This is a genomic window from Erwinia sp. AnSW2-5 (assembly GCF_045107195.1).
Classification (GTDB): Bacteria; Pseudomonadota; Gammaproteobacteria; order Enterobacterales; family Enterobacteriaceae; genus Erwinia.
Genome location: NZ_JBJGXA010000010.1, coordinates 22,385 through 40,868, shown reverse-complemented (window position 1 = coordinate 40,868; position 18,484 = coordinate 22,385). Strand labels below are relative to the sequence as shown.

Below are 18,484 nucleotides of genomic sequence, written 5' to 3'. Positions count from 1 at the left end.
TGGGTCGGGCATGCCCGACCCCTACAACAGAGCGACGTAGGGGCGAGGCATGCCTCGCCCGGGGGTAATTTACGCGTTCTGTTCAACCCGGCGATCTTCCGCCATACAGGCCGCAGCCGTAAACAGAATATCCGCCGAGGAGTTCAGCGCGGTTTCGGCTGAATCCTGCAAGACCCCGATAATAAAGCCCACAGCAACCACCTGCATCGCCACGTCATTCGGTATCCCGAACATATTACACGCCACCGGGATCAGCAGCAGCGAGCCGCCCGCCACACCCGACGCCCCGCAGGCACAAATCGACGCCACCAGGCTTAACAGAATAGCGGTGCCGACATCGACATGGATACCCAGCGTATTTACCGCTGCCAGTGTCAGCACGGTAATGGTGATCGATGCGCCCGCCATACTGATATTGGCGCCAATCGGAATAGAAACTGAATAGGTGTCTTCATCCAGACCCAGCTTTTTCGCCAGCGCCATATTCACCGGAATATTGGCGGCGGAGCTGCGGGTGAAGAAGGCGGTTACGCCGCTTTCACGCAGGCAGGTAAACACCAGCGGATACGGATTGCGGCGGATCTGCCACCACACCAGCAACGGGTTAAAGACCAGCGCCATCAGCAGCATGCAGCCCAGCAGCAGCACCAGCAGGCTGGCATACTCCCACAGCGCATCAAAACCGGTCGAGGCGAGAATCGATCCTACCAGACCGAAAATTCCGATGGGCGCAAAGCGGATCACAAGACGCACCAGACGCGTCACGGCATCGGAGGCATCATTGAGAAACGTTCGGGTGGTGTCGCTGCTGTGGCGGAACGCAAAACCGAGGCCGATAGCCCACACCAGAATGCCGATATAGTTGGCTTTCATCAGGGCTTCAATCGGGTTGGCGACCATGCTCATCAGCAGACCGTGCAGCACGGCCAGAATCCCGGACGGTGGCACAATCTCGGTGCTGGCGGCCTGCAACGTCAGATTCTGCGGCAGCAGATGGCTGGCGACCACCGCCACCATGGCGGCGAAGAAGGTACTGAGCAGATAGAGCATCACAATCGGGCGAATGTTGGTTTTTTGCCCCTGCTGATGGTTAGCGATCGAGGAGATCACCAGAACCAGTACCAGCAATGGCGCCACGGCTTTCAGCGCGCTGACAAACAGCTCACCCAGCAGGCCGACCGCCAGCGCATTGCTCTTTGAGAACCAGGCCAGGGCAATACCGGCCACCAGCCCAATCATAATTTGTGTTACCAGGCTGCCCTGCAGCAGGCGCTGAACCAGCCCACGGTCACTGTTTTCTGTACGCATATTTTAAAATCACTATCGTTATCGATGTTTCTGGGATGTTTGCGCAGGGGAGTATAAGGAAATCATCTGACAGGGGAAGGGAAAAGTGCGTGTTGTTATGCCATTCAGACCACAAGGGCCAATCGAAAAAGACGATTGGCCCCAACAACATTCACCGTATGGAACGGCCTTTTCCGGTCGTCCCGCTGCGATCAGGATACCTTCTGGTCGTTCCGGTAATTGACCACGGCATTAATGATCAGCGTCAGCGCCAGGATACCGCCCACAATGCCGAGTGAAATGGCGATCGGAATATGGAAGATGTCGACAATCAACATCTTCACACCGATAAACACCAGAATCACCGACAGGCCGTATTTCAGCATTGAGAAGCGCTCTGCCACGTTTGCCAGCAGGAAGTACATGGCACGCAGGCCGAGGATGGCGAACAGGTTAGACGTCAGCACGATAAACGGATCGGTGGTCACCGCGAAGATGGCCGGAATACTGTCGACGGCGAAAATGACGTCGCTCAGTTCAACCATAATCAGCACCAGCAGCAGCGGTGTGGCAAACAGCACGCCATTCTTGCGGACAAAGAAGCGTTCCCCTTCGATTTTGTCGGTCATGCGCATACGGCCACGCAGCCAGCGCACCAGCGGTTTATCGCCAATCGCGCTGTCATCTTCCTTCGCCAGCGCCATTTTGATTCCGGTAAACAGCAGGAACGCACCGAAGATATACAGCAGCCAGCTAAACTGGGTCACCAGCCAGCTTCCGGCAAAGATCATAATGGTACGCAGCACAATCGCGCCCAGCACGCCGTAAATCAGCACCCGACGCTGCAAGGCGGCCGGAACGGCGAAATAGCTGAACAGCATCAGCCAGACAAACACGTTGTCGACGGCCAGCGCTTTTTCAATCAGATAACCGGTGAGGAAGGCCAGCGCCTGGGTATCCGCGACTTCGCGCCCGGCGGTGCCGGTGAGATACCACCAGAAGGCCGCGTTAAATAGCAGTGAGAGCGTGACCCAGACCAGCGACCAGGCAGCCGCCTGTTTCATGGTCATGGTGTGCGCGCCGCGACGGCCCTGCAACAGCAGGTCAATCGCCAGCATAATCACGACAACGACAGCGAAGCTGCCCCAGAGTAATGGCGTGCCGACAGTATTCATTTCGAGTATCCCAATAACAAAAATGGCCAACGTCGGAAGACGCCAGCCACATTATTTTTGTCGCTGTAAGCAAAACCTCGCCTTCCGGCAAGGTCTCACTTACAACCAGGATTTGGTTGCTCAGTAACCGGACATCATGTGGATGTCGTATTGACGATTAACTGACGAAGAAGTTACTCCCCTTTGCTGTTGCAAAAGATAGGCGTGCCGCCGCCGCAGGTCAATCTTCTTCAGTAATATTTAGAAATATTTACACAGCGGCATCGGCCGGGAAGATCACGCCGGTCTGGCGGCGGATCTCCGTCAGCAGCTTCGCGGTGATGCGTGACGTTTCCAGCCCAGGGTGATCCACCTGATTATTCTCCACCAGGCGGGCGAACACTTCCGCTTCATACAGCATGGTATTGATATGCTGCGGCTGCGTGAGATCCTGCGCTTTGCCGCCGCGCGGGATAAAGCTGACGCGCTGGCACTCAGACACCTGCTCAATCACCAGCGATCCGTCTTCCCCCTGAATTTCACTCGGCAGCGTGGACTGGCTGATTTTGGAGTGCTGTAAGGTCACGTCGAAATCACCGTAGTTGAGGATCACCGTACCGTGACCATCGACGCCGCTCGCCAGCAGGCTGGCGCTGGCAACAACGCGGGCGGGTTCTCCCCAAAGGCTCACTGCCGTTCCGAGGCAGTAATAGCCGATATCCATAATCGAACCGTTAGACCACGCCGGATTAAACGTATTGGGGTTTTCGCCATCCAGATAGCGCTGATAGCGCGAGGAGTACTGGCAATAATTAATAAAGGCTTTGCGCAGCGTGCCCAGTTTCGGCAGCGACTGTTGCAGCGCGAGGAAATTCGGCACGCTGGCGGTTTTAAAGGCTTCAAACAGCACCACCTGATGCTCGGCGGCACAGGCTATCATCGCGTTGACTTCACGCAGATTCGAGGCCAGCGGCTTTTCGCAGATAACGTGCTTACGGTGGCGCAGGAACAGCAGTGATTGCGGGCAGTGCAGGGCGTTGGGGCTGGCGATATACACCGCATCAATGGCATCTGACGCGGCCATCTCTTCCAGGGAATCAAACAGCCGTTCCACCGGATAATCACTGGCAAAGGTCTTTGCCTGCGCCAGCGAGCGCGAGTAAACGGCCGTCAGTTTCATTTTTCCGGTTTCATGAGCAGCATCGACAAACTGACGGGTGATCCAGTTGGTTCCAACGACGGCAAAGCGAATCATAGTATTCCTGTTCGGCTGATTAGCGGAAAAGCAGATTATCACGCCAATCCTCCAGGGCAATGGCGGATGCAGGATATTTGATTTTTCAGCCCACCTCTCGCACGATAGGGAAAATCATCCCGAGGGAACCCGATGAGCGTTCGTAGCCCACAGAGCAAACATGCACTTAACTGGACCAGCATTCTGGTGGCTATCCCGGTCGGGCTGGTCGCATCGCTGGTGACGCTGGGCTTTCGTGAGGCCATTAACCTGATTGATGGCCTGCTGTTCAACGGCCAAACCGATGTTACTCAGGCGATGCGCGTTTACCCCTGGTACTGCTGGCCGCTGATTGTCGGGGCGGGAGGGCTGATTGCCGGTTTCCTGCTGCGCTATGCCACTGCCATTGAGCAAAAGCAGACGGTGCGTACCGATTATCTGGAAGTCATTAATGCCCAGCTGGATGCGGTGCCCGCGCGTACCTCACTGTTTCGCGGGCTGTCATCGCTGGCGAGTATCAGCAGCGGCGCGTCTATCGGCCGCGAAGGGCCGATGGTGCAGCTGTCGGCGCTGGCTGGCAGCCTGATGGGGCGCTGGTGGTTTACATCGCTGCCGCTGAAAAACAGCGACGTGGTGGCGATGGCTGCCGCCGCCGGGCTGGCCTCGGTATACCACGCGCCGCTGGCATCAGCGATTTTTGTCGCGGAGATCGCTTTCGGTATCTCCGCCATGCAGCGCCTGATCCCCCTGATTATCGCTGCCGGCGTCGCGGTGCTGACCATGTGGTCGCTCGGGCACCGTTCGGCGATGTACCCGTTTTCCCACAGCCAGTTTGACCTGACGCCAGGCAGCATTGCGCTGACCGTGGTTATCGGGTTGCTGGCGGGCCTGCTGGGATGGGGCATGCTCTGGCTGATTGGTCAGAGTAAGCGCTGCTTCGCGCCCATTCGCAGCCTGCCGCTGCGCCTCGGCCTTGGCGGGCTGCTGGTGGGCGGGCTGGCGATTGGCAGCACTCAGATCCTCGGCAACGGTTACGAAGTGATTGTGCGTATTATGGCGGGGGATTTCCTGCTGCCGATGCTGCTGGCACTGCTGCTGTTGAAGATGCTGGCCACGGCGATCTCCGTGGGTTCCAATGCCGTCGGCGGCCTGTTTACCCCGGCCCTGCTGATTGGTGCGCTGATGGGCGAAATGGTGGCGCTGCTGGCTGCTGCTGCCGGGTTGCCCATTGGAAATGCCGAAGTGTTTGCCGCCGTGGGTATGGGCGCGGTGCTGGCATCTGTCAGCCAGGCACCACTGATGGCAATGCTGATGGTGCTGGAGATGACGCTCAACAGCAGCCTGCTGTTCCCGGCAATGATCGCCAGCGTGCTGGCTTCCATGACGGTTTACCGTCTGCACTCCATCAGCACCTACTCGGTGATGACCCGCCACTTCAGCCGCTCCGATGCCAAGTTTGATTTTGATAACGGCATTATTTCGCAGTTTATCGTCTCTGGCGCGGCGCTGACGCCACAGGACTCCGTCGGCAAAGCGCTGGCGGTCAGCTCACTTAAGCGTGAACGTTTTGTCTATGTGATTGGCGAGCAGGGGGAGTTTATCGGCGCGGTGTCGATCCACGATATTTCGCATAAGGTACTGGATAAAGAGATCACCCTGACCTCCCCGGTTAGCTGTGTGGTCGACACGCAATTCCCCACGGTTTACGAGAACCAGACGATTAAAGAGGGTTGGGAAGCGTTCGCCCGCGTCACGCTGGAGCGCCTGCCGGTGCTGAATAATCCGCTGGAGCGGAAATATCTGGGAGCGCTGACGAAGACCAGTCTGATCCAACAGGCGAAAGATTTCATATAAATACAGGCAGTAACAACGATATCAGGCGGCATCTGTATAATGCCGCCTGCTACTTTTACATTTTAAGGACGAAGTCATGTCATTCCCTGCACGTTTTCGCTGGCTGCTGTTGCTGCCGGTGATGTTCTGGCTTTCCGGCTGCGACTATAACCAAATCCAGCAGCGCGACGAAGCCGTCTCCACTGAATGGTCAGAAGTGTTGAACCAGTATCAACGCCGTGCCGATCTGATCCCGAACCTGGTGGCAACGGCAAAAGCCAATGCCAGCCATGAAGCCGAGGTGTTTAAAAGCATCGCCGACGCTCGCGCCAAAATCGGCAGCCTGACTCAGGTACAAAATGCCCCGGAAGATGCACAAACCATGCAGGCTTTCCAGCAGTCGCAGTCAGAGCTGAGTAGCGCCATGTCGCGCCTGCTGGTGATCAGCGAACGCTATCCTGATTTGAAAGCGGATCAGATGTTTAACAACCTGATGGTGCAGCTGGAAGGCACGGAAAACCGCATTGCCGTGGCGCGCCAGCGCTATGTGCGTGCGGTGCAGGATTACAATCTGCTGATCCGTCAATTCCCCAGCTCCCTGACCGCCAAAGTCATGGGCTACCAGCGTAAAGAGAACTTCCAGCCGGAAAACGTGGCGCAGATTTCTACCGCCCCGAAAGTGGACTTCTCTCAGCCTGCCAGCGCGAAATAAGGGATGACCATGCGATTTTTCACCCTGATCCTGCTGGCGGTGCTGCCCTTTGCCAGTCTGGCCGCAACCGTGGCCGTACCGACATTACAGCAGCGCGTGACGGATGAAGCGGGCGTGCTGAACGCCACGGATGTCCAGCAGATCACCACGCAGATTGTGGCGCTGGAGAAAAAAACCGGCCACCAGCTGGCGGTGCTGACCGTTGATACCACCGGGGATGACAGCATTGAGCAGTATGCCACGCGGGTATTCGACGCCTGGAAACTGGGTGATAAGCAGCGCGATGACGGCTTGCTGCTGGTGATGGCGAAAACCGACCGCACCGTGCGCATCGAGGTTGGCTACGGGCTGGAAGGGGATTTCACCGATGTGCAGGCTGCGCGCGTGATCAACGGCAGCATCATCCCCCACTTTAAACAGGGGGAAATGGGGCCAGGACTCGTTGCAGGCGTGCAGAGTATTGCTCGCCAGCTGGGTGTGCCGGTGGAGGGCGATGCCCCTGCTGTGGCACCGCGTCCGCTGGCTGAGCCTGCTCCGACAGTATCTAATGACGCCATCACACTGTCCGGCGGCAGCGTTGGTCTCTGGCTGCTGGGCATGATAATCCTGCCGTTCTTCTTCCTGCGTCGCAACCCGCTGCTGAGGGCGCTTTTTGTCAGCGGGATTGTCACCGGTATTTCGGCACTTAGCACGCTGGTGACCTCCGGTGCGGAGAGCGTTAGCGGCGATAATGTGGGCCTGCTGTTTGGCGGCAGCCTGATGGTACAGATGCTTATCTCATCGCTGATTGGCACCCTGCTGGGTGGCGGCGGCAGCCGCGATCGTTCTGACGACAGTTCTGACTCCCGCTCCAGCCGCAGCCGGGATTCCGACAACAGTGACGGCGGCTTCAGCGGTGGCGGCGGCCGCAGCGGCGGCGGTGGCGCATCGGGGAAATGGTAACGCTCTGGCGGGTGAGGGTTTATCCCTCACGCCCTTCCAGCGCCTGTGCGGTCAGCCACAGGCGCGTATCGAACTCCAGCTGATGATACTGCGGCTCCATATGGCAGCAGAGCTGGTAAAACGCCTTGTTGTGGTCTTTCTCTTTAATATGCGCCAGCTCATGCACCACGATCATGCGCAGAAACGCCTCCGGGGCCTGTTTAAAAATCGTCGCCACGCGGATCTCCGCTTTGGCTTTCAGCTTGCCGCCCTGCACGCGCGATATCGCCGTGTGTAACCCCAGCGCATGTTTCATGACCTTAATCTTGCTGTCATAAATCACCTTGTTAAGCGGCGGCGCATTGCGCAGCGACTGGTTCTTTAAATCCAGTGCGTAGTCGTACAGCGCTTTGTCGCTGGTGATGCTGTGCGTGGAGGGATAACGCTGGTTCAGCACCTCCGACAGGCGCTGTTGTTCAATCAGCGTACGCACCTGTGACAGCAGCGATTCAGGGTAACCTTGAAGATAAATAAGCGACGACATGCAGACTCCGGTGAAGAAAAACGTTTACTGTGCGCCCGTTTTAGGGGATAAAACGCGGGAATTTTACCACTAAGGTGATCCCATGAGCCAACTCGAACTAAGCAACCGCATGCTGACGCTGCATCGTTTTCCCCAAATGCGCGAAGAAAGCCCGTTGCAGGCCTGGGATGCGGCCGACGAATATGTGTTGCAGCATCTGGGCGATGCCCCGGTCAGCGGCCCAACGCTGATCTTCAATGATACCTTTGGCGCGCTGGCCTGTGCGCTGGCAGGCGAGGGCGTCTACAGCATCAGCGATTCCTGGCTGAACCAGCAGGCGACCCGTCAGAATCTGGCGCTGAACCACCTCGACGAAGCCGATGTACAGTTGATCGACAGCATCAGCCCGCTCCCTGCGGTACCGGCACGCGTTCTGATTAAAGTTCCGAAAACCCTCGCCCTGCTGGAATACCAGCTGCGCGCGTTGCGTGATGTCGTGACCCCGGAAACGCAGATTATTGCTGCCGGTAAAGCGAAGGATATCCATACCTCGACGTTACAGCTATTTGAAAAAGTGTTGGGTCCAACCACCACCTCGCTGGCACGCAAAAAAGCCCGCCTGATCTTCGGTACGTTTAGCGCGCCGGAGCTGAAGGAAAGCGACGTGATTGCCAGCTGGCCGCTGGACGGCACGCCCTATGAAATCCACAACCATGCCAACGTCTTTTCGCGTGGCGGGCTGGATGTCGGCGCGCGCTTCTTCTTACAGCATCTGCCGTCCGACCTGGAAGGTGAGATTGCCGATCTTGGCTGCGGCAATGGCGTGATTGGCCTGATGGCGTTACAGCAGAATCCGCTGGCGCAGGTCCATTTTGTCGATGAGTCCTATATGGCGGTCGCCTCCAGCCGGATGAACATTGAAGTGAACAGCCCGCAGGATCTGGATCGCAGTACGTTCCACGTCAATAACTCGCTGGCAGGCTACCCGTCAGACCGCCTGCATGCGGTGCTGTGCAACCCGCCGTTCCACCAGCAGAGTGCGGTCACCGACCATATTGCCTGGCAGATGCTGCGTGATGCGCGCCGTTGCCTGCAAGATGGCGGCGAACTGCGTATTGTCGGTAACCGTCATCTCGACAACTACCACAAAATGAAAAAGCTGTTTGGTAACTGCACCACCGTGGCAAGTAACCAGAAATTTGTGGTGCTGCGTTCGGTGAAAATGCCTTAATCCGTCAGCCTGCGGACGGGCGTACCCGTCCCCGACGGAATACGCTTTGCTATCCACGAAAATTGCCGACGTTGATTTTTAATTCAACGTCGGCTTTTATTTATCGAACGTCATTATTATCTGCAACAATCTTCGTAATAATTGAATACTTGACCACTCAGCGTTTTTCTTAAAATAGCAACGGTGCAGAAAGTCATATTTACCTGTCCATCCCACTCCCTTACTATCAATTCTGGATTATTTGATAACAAGGAAATGTTATGGAAAACGGTTTTAGTATTGCCATGACCCCGGTCCAGCTGGCAGCCGTCATGGCGGATGAATCTGTGCTCACTGAGCGTATCTGGGGCAGTATCGGGTTTCTCGGTAGTGTGCTGGAGCTTGCCAGTGCCACCGCCCTTTGCCTGGTGCCGGAACCCACCGGCGTGACGAAAGCGGGATGCATTATTGTGGGTGCGCACAGTCTGGATGGGATCAGCTCTTCAGCCTATCAGGTGTATTCTGGTAAACCCACGGCCTCAATGACAGCACGCGCTACGGCAGGTATCGCCAGAGAGCTGGGCGCAAATGGGTCCACTGCTGACCAGATTGGTATCGCCGTCGATGTGATCCTCCCGTTCTCTGTCGCGGGTGCGGCTCGTGTGGCGTCGGTCAGAATGGGGCAGGTTAATCTGATGAAGCACGAGGCGGTTAAAGGCTTTGCGGGGGGCGGGCATACTTTAAGAAAGCATGTGGGAAAATCTGAGCGTGAATTACTGGAAAAGGTCAAAAGGGGTATACAGTCAGGTTCATTCAAAGAAGGACACTCTGCTAGCTCTTTCACTTCTCTGAATATTGCTGAACAGGCTATAAGCAAAGCCGTTAAGGCTAATAGAGCTAAAATCCGCCAATGGGCAAAGAGTAATAGCCCGGATAATAATAGTTATCTAAATTTTAAATTTAGAACAGGAACCAATGTGGGCATTGTTGTTAAATATGATGCTACCAGTGCAGTCAGTTCAACAAGAATCGAAGTTGTCCTGAGGAAAAAACAGTATAATAATAAACCCTATTACATCGCAACAGCTTACCCGGTGCTTTAATCAATGGAAAAGTTCACAACTATCAGTACCTTTTTTATCGTTTTCTTCGGACAGGATAGCGATGAATATGGTGATAGCTATCCCGAAATCGTCGATTCTGCTTTTAAAATTTATGTCGAAGATGGGGGTAATTATCTTAATAACTTAATCACTAATATCGATGATTTTCGTCAGACTTACCCGGACAATGAGTCCGCGGCTGTTGCCCTGAATGAACTTACCGGAGGGTCTGCGGGTAATACGCGATGTTACACACCAACACTTCTTGATTTTCTGGCGTGGCTATCTGCCACTCTGAAGCAGAAGCGTGAGGAATATCACGCTAAATAACAGGCAGCGGCCCACATGTTTGTGGGGCGCTTATCCCATGCCGGGGCGTTTCTGCCCCCGCTATCACCGCTTTGCAATCCACGAAAATCGCTGTTCATATCCGTGCTGAAAATGGCTGTTGCGGCGATAGCTCGCCTGCTCTTCCGCCATGCAGTAGGTGCAGATCTGCGACAGCTCAATCTGTGCTTCCGGCACACCCGCACGCAATGCAATGCGTTTTGCCAGCAGCGGCAGGTCAAACCATACGCCTGCGGTGGTTCCCTGCGCCTGTGGGCGTACCGAGGCCGGATTAGGCCAGGGGCTGGCAGACCAGGACATCAGGGCGGCCAGCTGGTGCGGATCATCCTGTTTTGCCTGGGTAATGACATCCTGCCCCAGCTCATAACAGCAGGGACCAATCGCCGGGCCGATGGCGATAAACAGACTGTCCGGCGTTGCCCCGCGTTCACACAGTTGTGCTATCGCGTTAATCAGCACCCCACCGAGAATCCCTTTTAGCCCGCCGTGTACCGCCGCCACCTGCTGCTGACGACTATCGGCTAACAGGATCGGCAGACAGTCAGCGGTGTAGATCGCCACGGCATCCTTGCCCGTGCCAATCAGTCCATCCGCTTCCTGGCTTTTTACAGGCAGGGCATCAACGTCGGGGATCACCCGGGCGCTATGGCGTTGCTGATTGTAGCGCGTACCTTCCGGTGGGCGCTCACCTGCGGCCATAAAGGCGTGGTCAAGCCAGTCAAAGCGCGAGAGTAGCGTGGAGCGATAAACCTGCTGCATGGTGGTGTCCTCAGTCGCGGATTCTATGATGATGGAGTTTACAGGCAGGATGCTACATTTTTAAGCTGTTCATTAAAAAGCATTTTTCGTTGTTATCTGACTACCGCAATGATGGACAGCCAGGCTATCCTGCGGCAGGAACTTGATTTACTCACTGCCAAAGGATGGTCAACAATATGAGTCACTTGCCCGAAATTAACCCGGCATCCCAACGTTATTACTCTGCGGCACTGTTTGCCGGATTTATCGGAGGGAATGTCGCCAGCTTTGTGAAATGGGGCACGGAGAATCCGTTCCCGCCGCGAATGGCCGATCGGGCTATTCCGCCTGCTGAAATGCTGCATGACTTTGGTTTTCACGTCAGCAACATGATCTACCACTATTCCGGCCACCTCGTAAACTGGGGCGTGGCGGGAGTGCATCATCTTTTTTCACTCTTTTTTGCCATGCTGTACTGCGGGCTGGCCGAGATTTTCCCGAGGATCACCCTGTGGCAGGGCGTGGGATTTGCCCTGGTGATTACCGTGATATTCCACGGCATTGCGCTGCCCGTCGGCGGATGGGCTCCCCCGTTCTGGCGGTTACCGATGGATGAAATCCTGTCGGAAACCTTCGGGCATATCCTCTGGATGTGGACCATTGAGGTTTTCCGCCGCGATCTGCGCCGCCGTTGCATCCGGAAAGGTGCCAGGCAAAAGCCAGCAATGAACTAAATCGCCAGCCCCAGCGCCGTACCCTGAGCAATCGCCCGGCGAGCATCCAGCTCCCGGGCGACATCCGCGCCGCCAATAATATGCGGTACTTTCCCCCGTACGGCCAGCGCATCAGCCAGCGTGCGATCCGGCTCCTGTCCGGCGCAGATCACCACGTTATCCACGGCCAGCAGCTGTGGTTCGCCGTTAACCCGCAGGTGCAAGCCTTCATCATCAATCCGCAGATACTCCACGCTGCCCCACATCTGCACGCCGTGCATTTGCAGGCTGGCGCGATGGATCCATCCGGTGGTTTTTGCCAGCCCGGAACCCGGTTTGCCGGGGGAGCGCTGTAACAGCCATACCTGGCGCTCACTCACCGGACGCTCCGGCGGCAACAGCCCGCCCGGCCGGGTAAGGCTGCGGTCAATGCCCCATTCCCGGCAGAACGCGTTGAGATCCTGCACGTTAGCCACCAGATACTCAGCCGTATCAAACCCGATGCCGCCTGCGCCAATAATCGCCACGCGTTTGCCGACGGGTTTCTTATCGCGGATCACCTCCAGATAGCTCAGCACCGAAGGGTGGTCGATGCCCGGGATGGGCGGAGTGCGCGGTAAAATACCGGTCGCCAGCACCACCTCATCAAACGCGGTGAGATCGTCTGCGGTGGCACGATGACCCAGCCGCAGCGGGACGCGGTGCAGCTCAAGCTGGCGGCTGAAGTAACGCAGCGTTTCACTGAACTCCTCTTTACCGGGGATCTGACGGGCAATATTGAACTGGCCGCCGATCTCTGGCCGCGCATCAAACAATGTCACCTGGTGACCGCGCTGAGCGGCGTTCACCGCAAAGGCCAGCCCGGCAGGACCGGCACCGACCACTGCCAGCGTTTTCGCCTGTGCGGCGGGCGTCAGCGTCATTTCAGTTTCATGGCAGGCGCGGGGGTTCACCAGGCAGGAGGTCAGTTTGCCTGCGAAGATCTGATCGAGGCAGGCCTGATTGCAGCCGATGCAGGTATTGATCTCATCGCTGCGACCCTGCTGCGCTTTCAGCACAAACTCAGCATCGGCGAGGAACGGGCGTGCCATCGACACCATATCGGCGCAGCCTTCATCCAGTACGCGCTGGGCGACATCAGGATGATTAATGCGGTTGGTGGCGATGAGCGGAATGCTGACGTGTTTTTTCAGCGCCTGCGTCACCCAGGCAAACGCAGCGCGAGGCACCGCCGTGGCGATGGTCGGAATACGCGCTTCATGCCAGCCGATGCCGGTATTGATCAGCGTGGCCCCGGCCTGCTCGACCGCCTGCGCCAGACGAATGGTCTGCTCCAGCGTGCTGCCCTGTTCCACCAGGTCGAGCATCGACAGGCGGAAAATAATAATAAACTCGCGGCCCACCGCCTCCCGTACCGCGCTCAGAATGGCGAGGGCAAAGCGCTGGCGATGTGCCTCGCTGCCGCCCCATTCATCGCTGCGCTGGTTGGTATGTGCCACCAGGAACTGGTTAATCAGATAGCCTTCAGAGGCCATAATCTCCACGCCATCGTAGCCTGCCTGCTGTGCCAGACGGGCGCAGCGCGCGTAGTCAGCAATCAGTTGCAGGATCTCGTCATGCGTCAGCTCACGCGGGCAGAAGGGATTGATCGGTGCCTGGATGGCAGAAGGCCCGACCAGCGCGGGCTGATAGCTGTAGCGCCCGGCGTGCAGGATCTGCATGGCAATTTTCCCACCGGCCTGATGCACGGCCTCCGTCACCTGACGGTGATGAGCCAGCTGTGATTCATCATTCAGCACCGATGCGCCTGCACTCACCACGCCTTCCGGTGAAGGGGCAATACCGCCCGTGACAATCAGTGCCACCCCGGCGCGAGCACGTTCTGCATAAAACGCGGCAAGCCGGCGGGCGCCATCAGGATGCTCTTCCAGCCCGGTATGCATCGAACCCATCAGAAAACGATTTTTAAGTTGGGTAAAACCCAGGTCCAGCGGGGTGAACAGTGACAGGCTCATCGCAAGCGATCTCTGAAGTGGTCGGATGAGTCAACTGTAGCGATCAAATGACCGCGATGAAAGTGCAGTTAATCGGTTTGTGATGAATGCCACTGAATACGTTGGGGAGAAAGGGCAACGTGGTTCACGTTATGCGTAACATTGATTTAGTAACATGAATTTTAGTGATCTGATTCACAGTTTTGCATGTTAAACATCGATTTGATAGGCGCCATGAGCTGACACGTACTGGAGAACACCATGAGCACCACCACGCAGTCCTGCATGATTAACGGCAAAGAGCAGGTTGAAGTCATCAGCCAGCAGGTCAATTACCAGGGCGAAGGCACGCTGGTGCGCATTACGCGCGGCGGCATCTGCGGTTCAGATCTGCACTACTACCAGCACGGTAAAGTGGGCAGCTTCGCGGTAAAAATGCCGATGATCCTCGGTCATGAAGTGATCGGCCATGTGGTTAAAAGCGATAATCCGGCGCTGAAAGAGAACCAGAAAGTGGCGGTTAACCCGTCAAAACCCTGCGGCGACTGCAAATACTGCCTGGCGGATGAAGAGAACCAGTGCACCACCATGCGTTTCTTCGGCAGCGCGATGTATTACCCGCACGTGGATGGCGGTTTCACCCAGTACAAAGTGGTGGATAGCAGCCAGTGCATTCCTTTCGACAATGCTGCCGACGATAAAGTGATGGTGTTTGCTGAACCGCTGGCGGTCTGCATTCATGCGGCTAACCAGGGCGGCGATTTACAGGGCAAAAAAGTCTTTATCTCCGGCGTTGGCCCAATCGGCTGCCTGATTGCGGCAGCGGCGATCGCGAAAGGTGCAGCAGAAGTGGTCTGTGCCGACGTCAGCGAGCGTTCGCTGGCGATGGCAACGGCGATGGGTGCCACCAGCATCATCCACGCTGCCAACGGTGATTTCACTCCCTACCTGGCCGACAAAGGCTATTTCGACGTGGCGTTTGAAGCCTCCGGTCACCCGTCTTCGCTGACGCGCTGCCTGGAAGTGACGCGGGCAAAAGGCACGCTGGTGCAGGTGGGGATGGGCGGCGATGTGCCGGGCTTCCCGATCATGATGCTGATCGCCAAAGAGATCAAACTGGTCGGTTCGTTCCGCTTCACCTTTGAATTCAACACCGCCGTGGAGTGGCTGGGCAACGGCACCGTCAACCCGCTGCCGCTGTTCAGCGGTGAATACGACTACCAGAACATTGACGCTGCGCTGCAGTTTGCCGGTGACAAAACCCAGGCTGCCAAAGTGCAGCTGACTTTTTAAGGGATGACCATGACGACGCTTTTCTCGCTCGAAAACAAACGGGTATTGATCACCGGCTCTGGCCGTGGCATTGGTTTTCTGATGGCGAAAGGCCTGGCACAGGCCGGGGCCGAAGTGATTATTAACGCCACCACCCAGCAAGGTGCCGATAAAGCGGCTGCCGAGCTGACAGAGCAGGGCTTCAAAGCCCATGCCGTGGCCTTTAACGTCACGCAGTCGGCGGAGGTGAATGCCGCCGTTGAGAAGATTGAACGTGAAATCGGTCCTATCGATGTGCTGGTGAATAACGCCGGTATTCAGCGTCGCCGCCCGTTCCTGGAGTTCCCGGAGCAGGACTGGAACGATGTGATCGCGGTAAACCAGACGGCGGTGTTCCTTGTCTCTCAGGCGGTGGCCCGGCAGATGGTGACGCGTCAGAAAGGCAAAATCATCAATATCGGTTCGATGCAGAGCGAGTTGGGGCGCGACACCATCACCCCATACGCTGCTTCAAAAGGGGCAGTAACGATGCTGACGCGCGGCATGTGCGTGGAGCTGGCTCGCCATAATATTCAGGTCAACGGCATCGCGCCGGGCTATTTCAAAACCGAAATGACCCAGGCACTGGCCGATGATGAAGCCTTCACGTCCTGGTTATGCAAGCGCACGCCTGCGGCACGCTGGGGTAACCCGGAGGAGTTGATCGGGGCGGCGGTGTTCCTGGCTTCGAAAGCGTCTGATTTTGTGAACGGACACTTGCTTTTTGTCGATGGTGGCATGCGCGTCGCGGTTTAAACAACTATACCCTTAGTCATTAACAACACCTGTACCTCTACTTTTATAGGAAGTGCTTTATGCCCATTACAATAATAGCTATTGGCGTAATCCTGCTGCTGCTGCTGATGATCGTCTTCAAGGTCAACGGCTTTATCGCATTAGTCTTTGTTTCTGCCGTGGTCGGGGTTGCCGAAGGGATGACGCCGCTGGCGGTTATCGCATCGATTCAGAAAGGCGTGGGCGGCACGCTCGGCAGCCTGGCGCTGATCCTTGGCTTCGGGGCGATGCTCGGTAAGCTGGTTTCCGACACCGGGGCGGCCCAGCGCGTGGCAACCACGCTGATTGCCTCCTTTGGTAAGGAGCGCGTGCAGTGGGCGCTCATGGTCACCGGGCTGATCGTTGGTCTGGCGATGTTCTACGAGATTGGCTTCGTGCTGCTGCTGCCGCTGGTGTTTACCGTGGTGGCGGCTTCAGGGATGCCGATGCTGTATGTCGGCCTGCCGATGGTGGCCGCGCTGTCGGTTACCCACTGCTTCCTGCCACCGCATCCGGGGCCGACCGCCATTGCTACCATCTTTGGTGCCAACCTCGGGACCACGCTGCTGTACGGCATGATCATCACCATTCCGACGGTGATTATTGCCGGTCCGATTTTCTCGAAATTCCTGAAAGGTTTCGAAAAATCGCCACCGGAAGGGCTGTATAACCCGAAAATCTTTGAAGATCATGAAATGCCGGGCTTCTGGACCAGTATCTTCGCGGCCGTTATCCCGGTGATCCTGATGGCGGTAGCGGCGGTGTTCGAGCTGACCACGCCAAAAGAGAATGTGCTGCGCCAGTTCTTCGAATTTATCGGTAACCCGGCGGTCGCGCTGTTTATTTCAGTCGTGATTGCGGTGTTCACGCTCGGCCTGCGCAACGGGCGTAAAATGGAAGAAGTGATGGAGATGTGCAGCTCCTCCATTGCGGCTATCGCCATGATCGTCTTTATCATTGCCGGTGGCGGTGCCTTTAAGCAGGTGCTGGTGGACAGCGGAGTGGGCAACTACATTGCTGACATGATGAAAGGCTCATCGCTTTCTCCGCTGCTGATGTGCTGGACAGTGGCGGCCATGCTGCGTATTGCGCTCGGCTCTGCGACCGTCGCGGCGATTACCACTGCCGGTATCGTCACGCCAATCATCGCCATTACCCACGCCGACCCGGCGCTGATGGTGCTGGCGGTGGGGTCGGGCAGCGTGATCGCTTCCCACGTCAATGACCCGGGCTTCTGGCTGTTTAAAGGCTACTTCAACCTGAGCGTGATTGAGACGCTGAAAACCTGGACGGTGATGGAAACGCTGATCTCCTTCCTTGGTCTGGCAGGCGTATTGATCCTGAACGCCATTATTCATTAATATCAGTCCGGGCGTGCCCGGCTATCAGGTTACCCTTATCAGGGGCCAGGCATGCCTGGCCCTTTTTCACGTTTAAATGGAACCTCCATGCGCGCGCATCGTATTTCGCTCCAGGACATCGCTACGCTTGCTGGCGTCACGAAAATGACCGTCAGCCGCTACCTGCGCACACCCGATCGCGTGTCGCCGGAAACCGGGGCGAAAATCGCGCAAATTATCGAAGAGATAAACTACATTCCCAATCGTGCGCCGGAGATGCTCCTCAATTCGAAGAGTTACACCCTTGGCGTACTGATCCCCTCGTTTAAAAACCAGATCTTTGCCGATCTCCTCAGCGGGATAGAGGCGGCCACCAAAGAAGGGCGTTACCAGACGCTGATCGCCAACTACAACTACGACAAACAGACTGAAGAGGAGCAGATTATCAATCTGCTCTCGTACAATATTGACGGCATTATCCTCAGCGAAAAGGATCATACTCTGCGTGCTGTGAAGTACCTGCGGGCGGCGCAGATCCCGATTGTCGAAGTGATGGATACCCAGGGCAGTTGCCTGGATATGCAGGTGGGATTTAACAACTTCAGCGCAGGTTACGATATGACGCGCACGCTGCTCGATCAGGGGCGTAAACGGGTGATCTACTTCGGTTCCCAGGACGATCGGCGTGATGAGTTTCGCTATCGCGGCTACTGTCAGGCAATGGAGGAACGGGGTGGCCGCGGTCATCGGGTCAACCCGAAGGCTATCTCGTCACAGAAATTGGGGGCGGCGATGCTGGCCAGCGCGCTGGAACAGTTTCCCGATCTCGATGCGATTTTTTGTACCAACGATGACCTTTCACTTGGCGCATTGCTGCACTGCCAGCGGCTGGGTATCGCTGTTCCTGGTCGCATTGCGATTGCCGGGTTCCACGGGCTGGATATCAGCCGCGAAATGTACCCGACTATGGCCAGTGTGATTACCCCGCGTTACGCCATCGGGTATACCGCGGCGGAATTGCTGCTGAAAAAGATTGGCGACAGTCGTTTTTCGGCGGACTCGGTAGATCTGAGCTACCAGATTTTCATGGGTGAAACGATCTGAAGTGTAAATAAGATTAAATAAAGCCATATTCGCTGACAGTAATTGATAAATGGCGTCACTCATCAATAAACTAGAACAGAAGCAGGGGGATAATTATTTCTCCTGACTCACTCCTGGGTTAGCATTGATTCCATCAGGCACTTAAAGAGATTTAAGTATTTAAACCAGACGCGTGTTCTTTATTT

17 protein-coding genes are annotated in these 18,484 nt (G+C 56.4%); 11 read left to right on the top strand and 6 right to left on the bottom strand.

Annotated elements, in window-relative coordinates; genetic code table 11:
• Positions 1-69: 69 nt before the first annotated feature.
• The 3 genes from sstT to ACFL9S_RS08455 form a co-directional block, all read right to left on the bottom strand.
• The gene (sstT, locus tag ACFL9S_RS08465; RefSeq protein ID WP_405261411.1) at positions 70-1,308 is read right to left on the bottom strand and encodes a serine/threonine transporter SstT; all 1,239 of its coding nucleotides are present in this window, start codon (positions 1,306-1,308) and stop codon (positions 70-72) included.
• A 191-nt stretch (positions 1,309-1,499) separates the two neighbouring features.
• Complete coding sequence (locus ACFL9S_RS08460; RefSeq protein ID WP_405261410.1) at positions 1,500-2,462, bottom strand: TerC family protein; 963 nt, start codon at positions 2,460-2,462, stop codon at positions 1,500-1,502.
• A gap of 250 nt (positions 2,463-2,712) precedes the next feature.
• Positions 2,713-3,696 carry a Gfo/Idh/MocA family protein gene (locus tag ACFL9S_RS08455; RefSeq protein ID WP_405261409.1) on the bottom strand — a complete coding sequence of 328 codons (984 nt, stop codon included), beginning with the start codon at positions 3,694-3,696 and terminating at the stop codon, positions 2,713-2,715.
• A gap of 132 nt (positions 3,697-3,828) precedes the next feature.
• Here ACFL9S_RS08455 and ACFL9S_RS08450 point away from each other — a divergent pair, with 132 nt between their 5' ends.
• From ACFL9S_RS08450 to ACFL9S_RS08440, 3 genes are all read left to right on the top strand, one after another.
• Positions 3,829-5,529 carry a chloride channel protein gene (locus ACFL9S_RS08450; protein ID WP_405261408.1) on the top strand — a complete coding sequence of 567 codons (1,701 nt, stop codon included), beginning with the start codon at positions 3,829-3,831 and terminating at the stop codon, positions 5,527-5,529.
• Positions 5,530-5,605: 76 nt separating this feature from the next.
• A complete protein-coding gene (locus ACFL9S_RS08445) occupies positions 5,606-6,220 on the top strand; it encodes a LemA family protein (RefSeq protein WP_405261407.1) in 615 nt (204 codons plus the stop codon).
• Positions 6,221-6,229: 9 nt separating this feature from the next.
• Positions 6,230-7,162, top strand: coding sequence for a TPM domain-containing protein (locus tag ACFL9S_RS08440; protein ID WP_405261405.1), 933 nt, complete (start codon positions 6,230-6,232; stop codon positions 7,160-7,162).
• 19 nt (positions 7,163-7,181) lie between these two features.
• Here ACFL9S_RS08440 and ACFL9S_RS08435 read toward each other — a convergent pair whose 3' ends face one another.
• A complete protein-coding gene (locus tag ACFL9S_RS08435) occupies positions 7,182-7,685 on the bottom strand; it encodes a M48 family metallopeptidase (RefSeq protein ID WP_200641806.1) in 504 nt (167 codons plus the stop codon).
• Between the two features lie 82 nt (positions 7,686-7,767).
• Between ACFL9S_RS08435 and rlmG the strand changes: the two genes are divergently transcribed.
• From rlmG to ACFL9S_RS08420, 3 genes are all read left to right on the top strand, one after another.
• Entirely contained in the window at positions 7,768-8,895 is a 1,128-nt protein-coding gene (gene rlmG, locus ACFL9S_RS08430) for a 23S rRNA (guanine(1835)-N(2))-methyltransferase RlmG (protein ID WP_405261404.1), read from the top strand.
• A gap of 260 nt (positions 8,896-9,155) precedes the next feature.
• Positions 9,156-9,977: an RNase A-like domain-containing protein gene (locus ACFL9S_RS08425; RefSeq protein ID WP_405261403.1), complete on the top strand. Its 822-nt coding sequence runs from the start codon at positions 9,156-9,158 to the stop codon at positions 9,975-9,977.
• A 3-nt stretch (positions 9,978-9,980) separates the two neighbouring features.
• Positions 9,981-10,307 carry a hypothetical protein gene (locus tag ACFL9S_RS08420; RefSeq protein ID WP_405261401.1) on the top strand — a complete coding sequence of 109 codons (327 nt, stop codon included), beginning with the start codon at positions 9,981-9,983 and terminating at the stop codon, positions 10,305-10,307.
• A gap of 63 nt (positions 10,308-10,370) precedes the next feature.
• Here ACFL9S_RS08420 and ACFL9S_RS08415 read toward each other — a convergent pair whose 3' ends face one another.
• A complete protein-coding gene (locus ACFL9S_RS08415; protein WP_405261400.1) occupies positions 10,371-11,084 on the bottom strand; it encodes a polyphenol oxidase family protein in 714 nt (237 codons plus the stop codon).
• A 176-nt stretch (positions 11,085-11,260) separates the two neighbouring features.
• On the opposite strand from ACFL9S_RS08415, the gene ACFL9S_RS08410 reads away from it, so the two are divergent.
• Positions 11,261-11,797: a YagU family protein gene (locus ACFL9S_RS08410; protein ID WP_405261399.1), complete on the top strand. Its 537-nt coding sequence runs from the start codon at positions 11,261-11,263 to the stop codon at positions 11,795-11,797.
• Here the strand turns inward: ACFL9S_RS08410 and ACFL9S_RS08405 are convergent.
• A complete protein-coding gene (locus ACFL9S_RS08405; RefSeq protein WP_405261398.1) occupies positions 11,794-13,791 on the bottom strand; it encodes an FAD-dependent oxidoreductase in 1,998 nt (665 codons plus the stop codon). The two genes, ACFL9S_RS08410 and ACFL9S_RS08405, sit on opposite strands and share 4 nt — an antisense overlap.
• Before the next feature lie 240 nt (positions 13,792-14,031).
• On the opposite strand from ACFL9S_RS08405, the gene idnD reads away from it, so the two are divergent.
• From idnD to ACFL9S_RS08385, 4 genes are all read left to right on the top strand, one after another.
• Positions 14,032-15,063, top strand: coding sequence for an L-idonate 5-dehydrogenase (gene idnD, locus ACFL9S_RS08400; RefSeq protein WP_405261397.1), 1,032 nt, complete (start codon positions 14,032-14,034; stop codon positions 15,061-15,063).
• A gap of 9 nt (positions 15,064-15,072) precedes the next feature.
• Entirely contained in the window at positions 15,073-15,837 is a 765-nt protein-coding gene (gene idnO / locus ACFL9S_RS08395; RefSeq protein WP_405261395.1) for a gluconate 5-dehydrogenase, read from the top strand.
• Positions 15,838-15,896: 59 nt separating this feature from the next.
• A complete protein-coding gene (locus ACFL9S_RS08390; RefSeq protein ID WP_405261394.1) occupies positions 15,897-17,216 on the top strand; it encodes a gluconate:H+ symporter in 1,320 nt (439 codons plus the stop codon).
• An 87-nt stretch (positions 17,217-17,303) separates the two neighbouring features.
• Positions 17,304-18,299, top strand: a complete 996-nt coding sequence (locus ACFL9S_RS08385; protein ID WP_405261392.1) for a LacI family DNA-binding transcriptional regulator — start codon at positions 17,304-17,306, stop codon at positions 18,297-18,299.
• Positions 18,300-18,484 lie beyond the last annotated feature (185 nt).

What these genes read in the sequence shown, in the direction of transcription:
- sstT (WP_405261411.1), bottom strand. Translation starts at nt 1,308, where the DNA reads ATGCGTACAGAAAACAGTGACCGTGGGCTGGTTCAGCGCCTGCTGCAG.
- ACFL9S_RS08460 (WP_405261410.1), bottom strand. Translation starts at nt 2,462, where the DNA reads ATGAATACTGTCGGCACGCCATTACTCTGGGGCAGCTTCGCTGTCGTT.
- ACFL9S_RS08455 (WP_405261409.1), bottom strand. Translation starts at nt 3,696, where the DNA reads ATGATTCGCTTTGCCGTCGTTGGAACCAACTGGATCACCCGTCAGTTT.
- ACFL9S_RS08450 (WP_405261408.1), top strand. Translation starts at nt 3,829, where the DNA reads ATGAGCGTTCGTAGCCCACAGAGCAAACATGCACTTAACTGGACCAGC.
- ACFL9S_RS08445 (WP_405261407.1), top strand. Translation starts at nt 5,606, where the DNA reads ATGTCATTCCCTGCACGTTTTCGCTGGCTGCTGTTGCTGCCGGTGATG.
- ACFL9S_RS08440 (WP_405261405.1), top strand. Translation starts at nt 6,230, where the DNA reads ATGCGATTTTTCACCCTGATCCTGCTGGCGGTGCTGCCCTTTGCCAGT.
- ACFL9S_RS08435 (WP_200641806.1), bottom strand. Translation starts at nt 7,685, where the DNA reads ATGTCGTCGCTTATTTATCTTCAAGGTTACCCTGAATCGCTGCTGTCA.
- rlmG (WP_405261404.1), top strand. Translation starts at nt 7,768, where the DNA reads ATGAGCCAACTCGAACTAAGCAACCGCATGCTGACGCTGCATCGTTTT.
- ACFL9S_RS08425 (WP_405261403.1), top strand. Translation starts at nt 9,156, where the DNA reads ATGGAAAACGGTTTTAGTATTGCCATGACCCCGGTCCAGCTGGCAGCC.
- ACFL9S_RS08420 (WP_405261401.1), top strand. Translation starts at nt 9,981, where the DNA reads ATGGAAAAGTTCACAACTATCAGTACCTTTTTTATCGTTTTCTTCGGA.
- ACFL9S_RS08415 (WP_405261400.1), bottom strand. Translation starts at nt 11,084, where the DNA reads ATGCAGCAGGTTTATCGCTCCACGCTACTCTCGCGCTTTGACTGGCTT.
- ACFL9S_RS08410 (WP_405261399.1), top strand. Translation starts at nt 11,261, where the DNA reads ATGAGTCACTTGCCCGAAATTAACCCGGCATCCCAACGTTATTACTCT.
- ACFL9S_RS08405 (WP_405261398.1), bottom strand. Translation starts at nt 13,791, where the DNA reads ATGAGCCTGTCACTGTTCACCCCGCTGGACCTGGGTTTTACCCAACTT.
- idnD (WP_405261397.1), top strand. Translation starts at nt 14,032, where the DNA reads ATGAGCACCACCACGCAGTCCTGCATGATTAACGGCAAAGAGCAGGTT.
- idnO (WP_405261395.1), top strand. Translation starts at nt 15,073, where the DNA reads ATGACGACGCTTTTCTCGCTCGAAAACAAACGGGTATTGATCACCGGC.
- ACFL9S_RS08390 (WP_405261394.1), top strand. Translation starts at nt 15,897, where the DNA reads ATGCCCATTACAATAATAGCTATTGGCGTAATCCTGCTGCTGCTGCTG.
- ACFL9S_RS08385 (WP_405261392.1), top strand. Translation starts at nt 17,304, where the DNA reads ATGCGCGCGCATCGTATTTCGCTCCAGGACATCGCTACGCTTGCTGGC.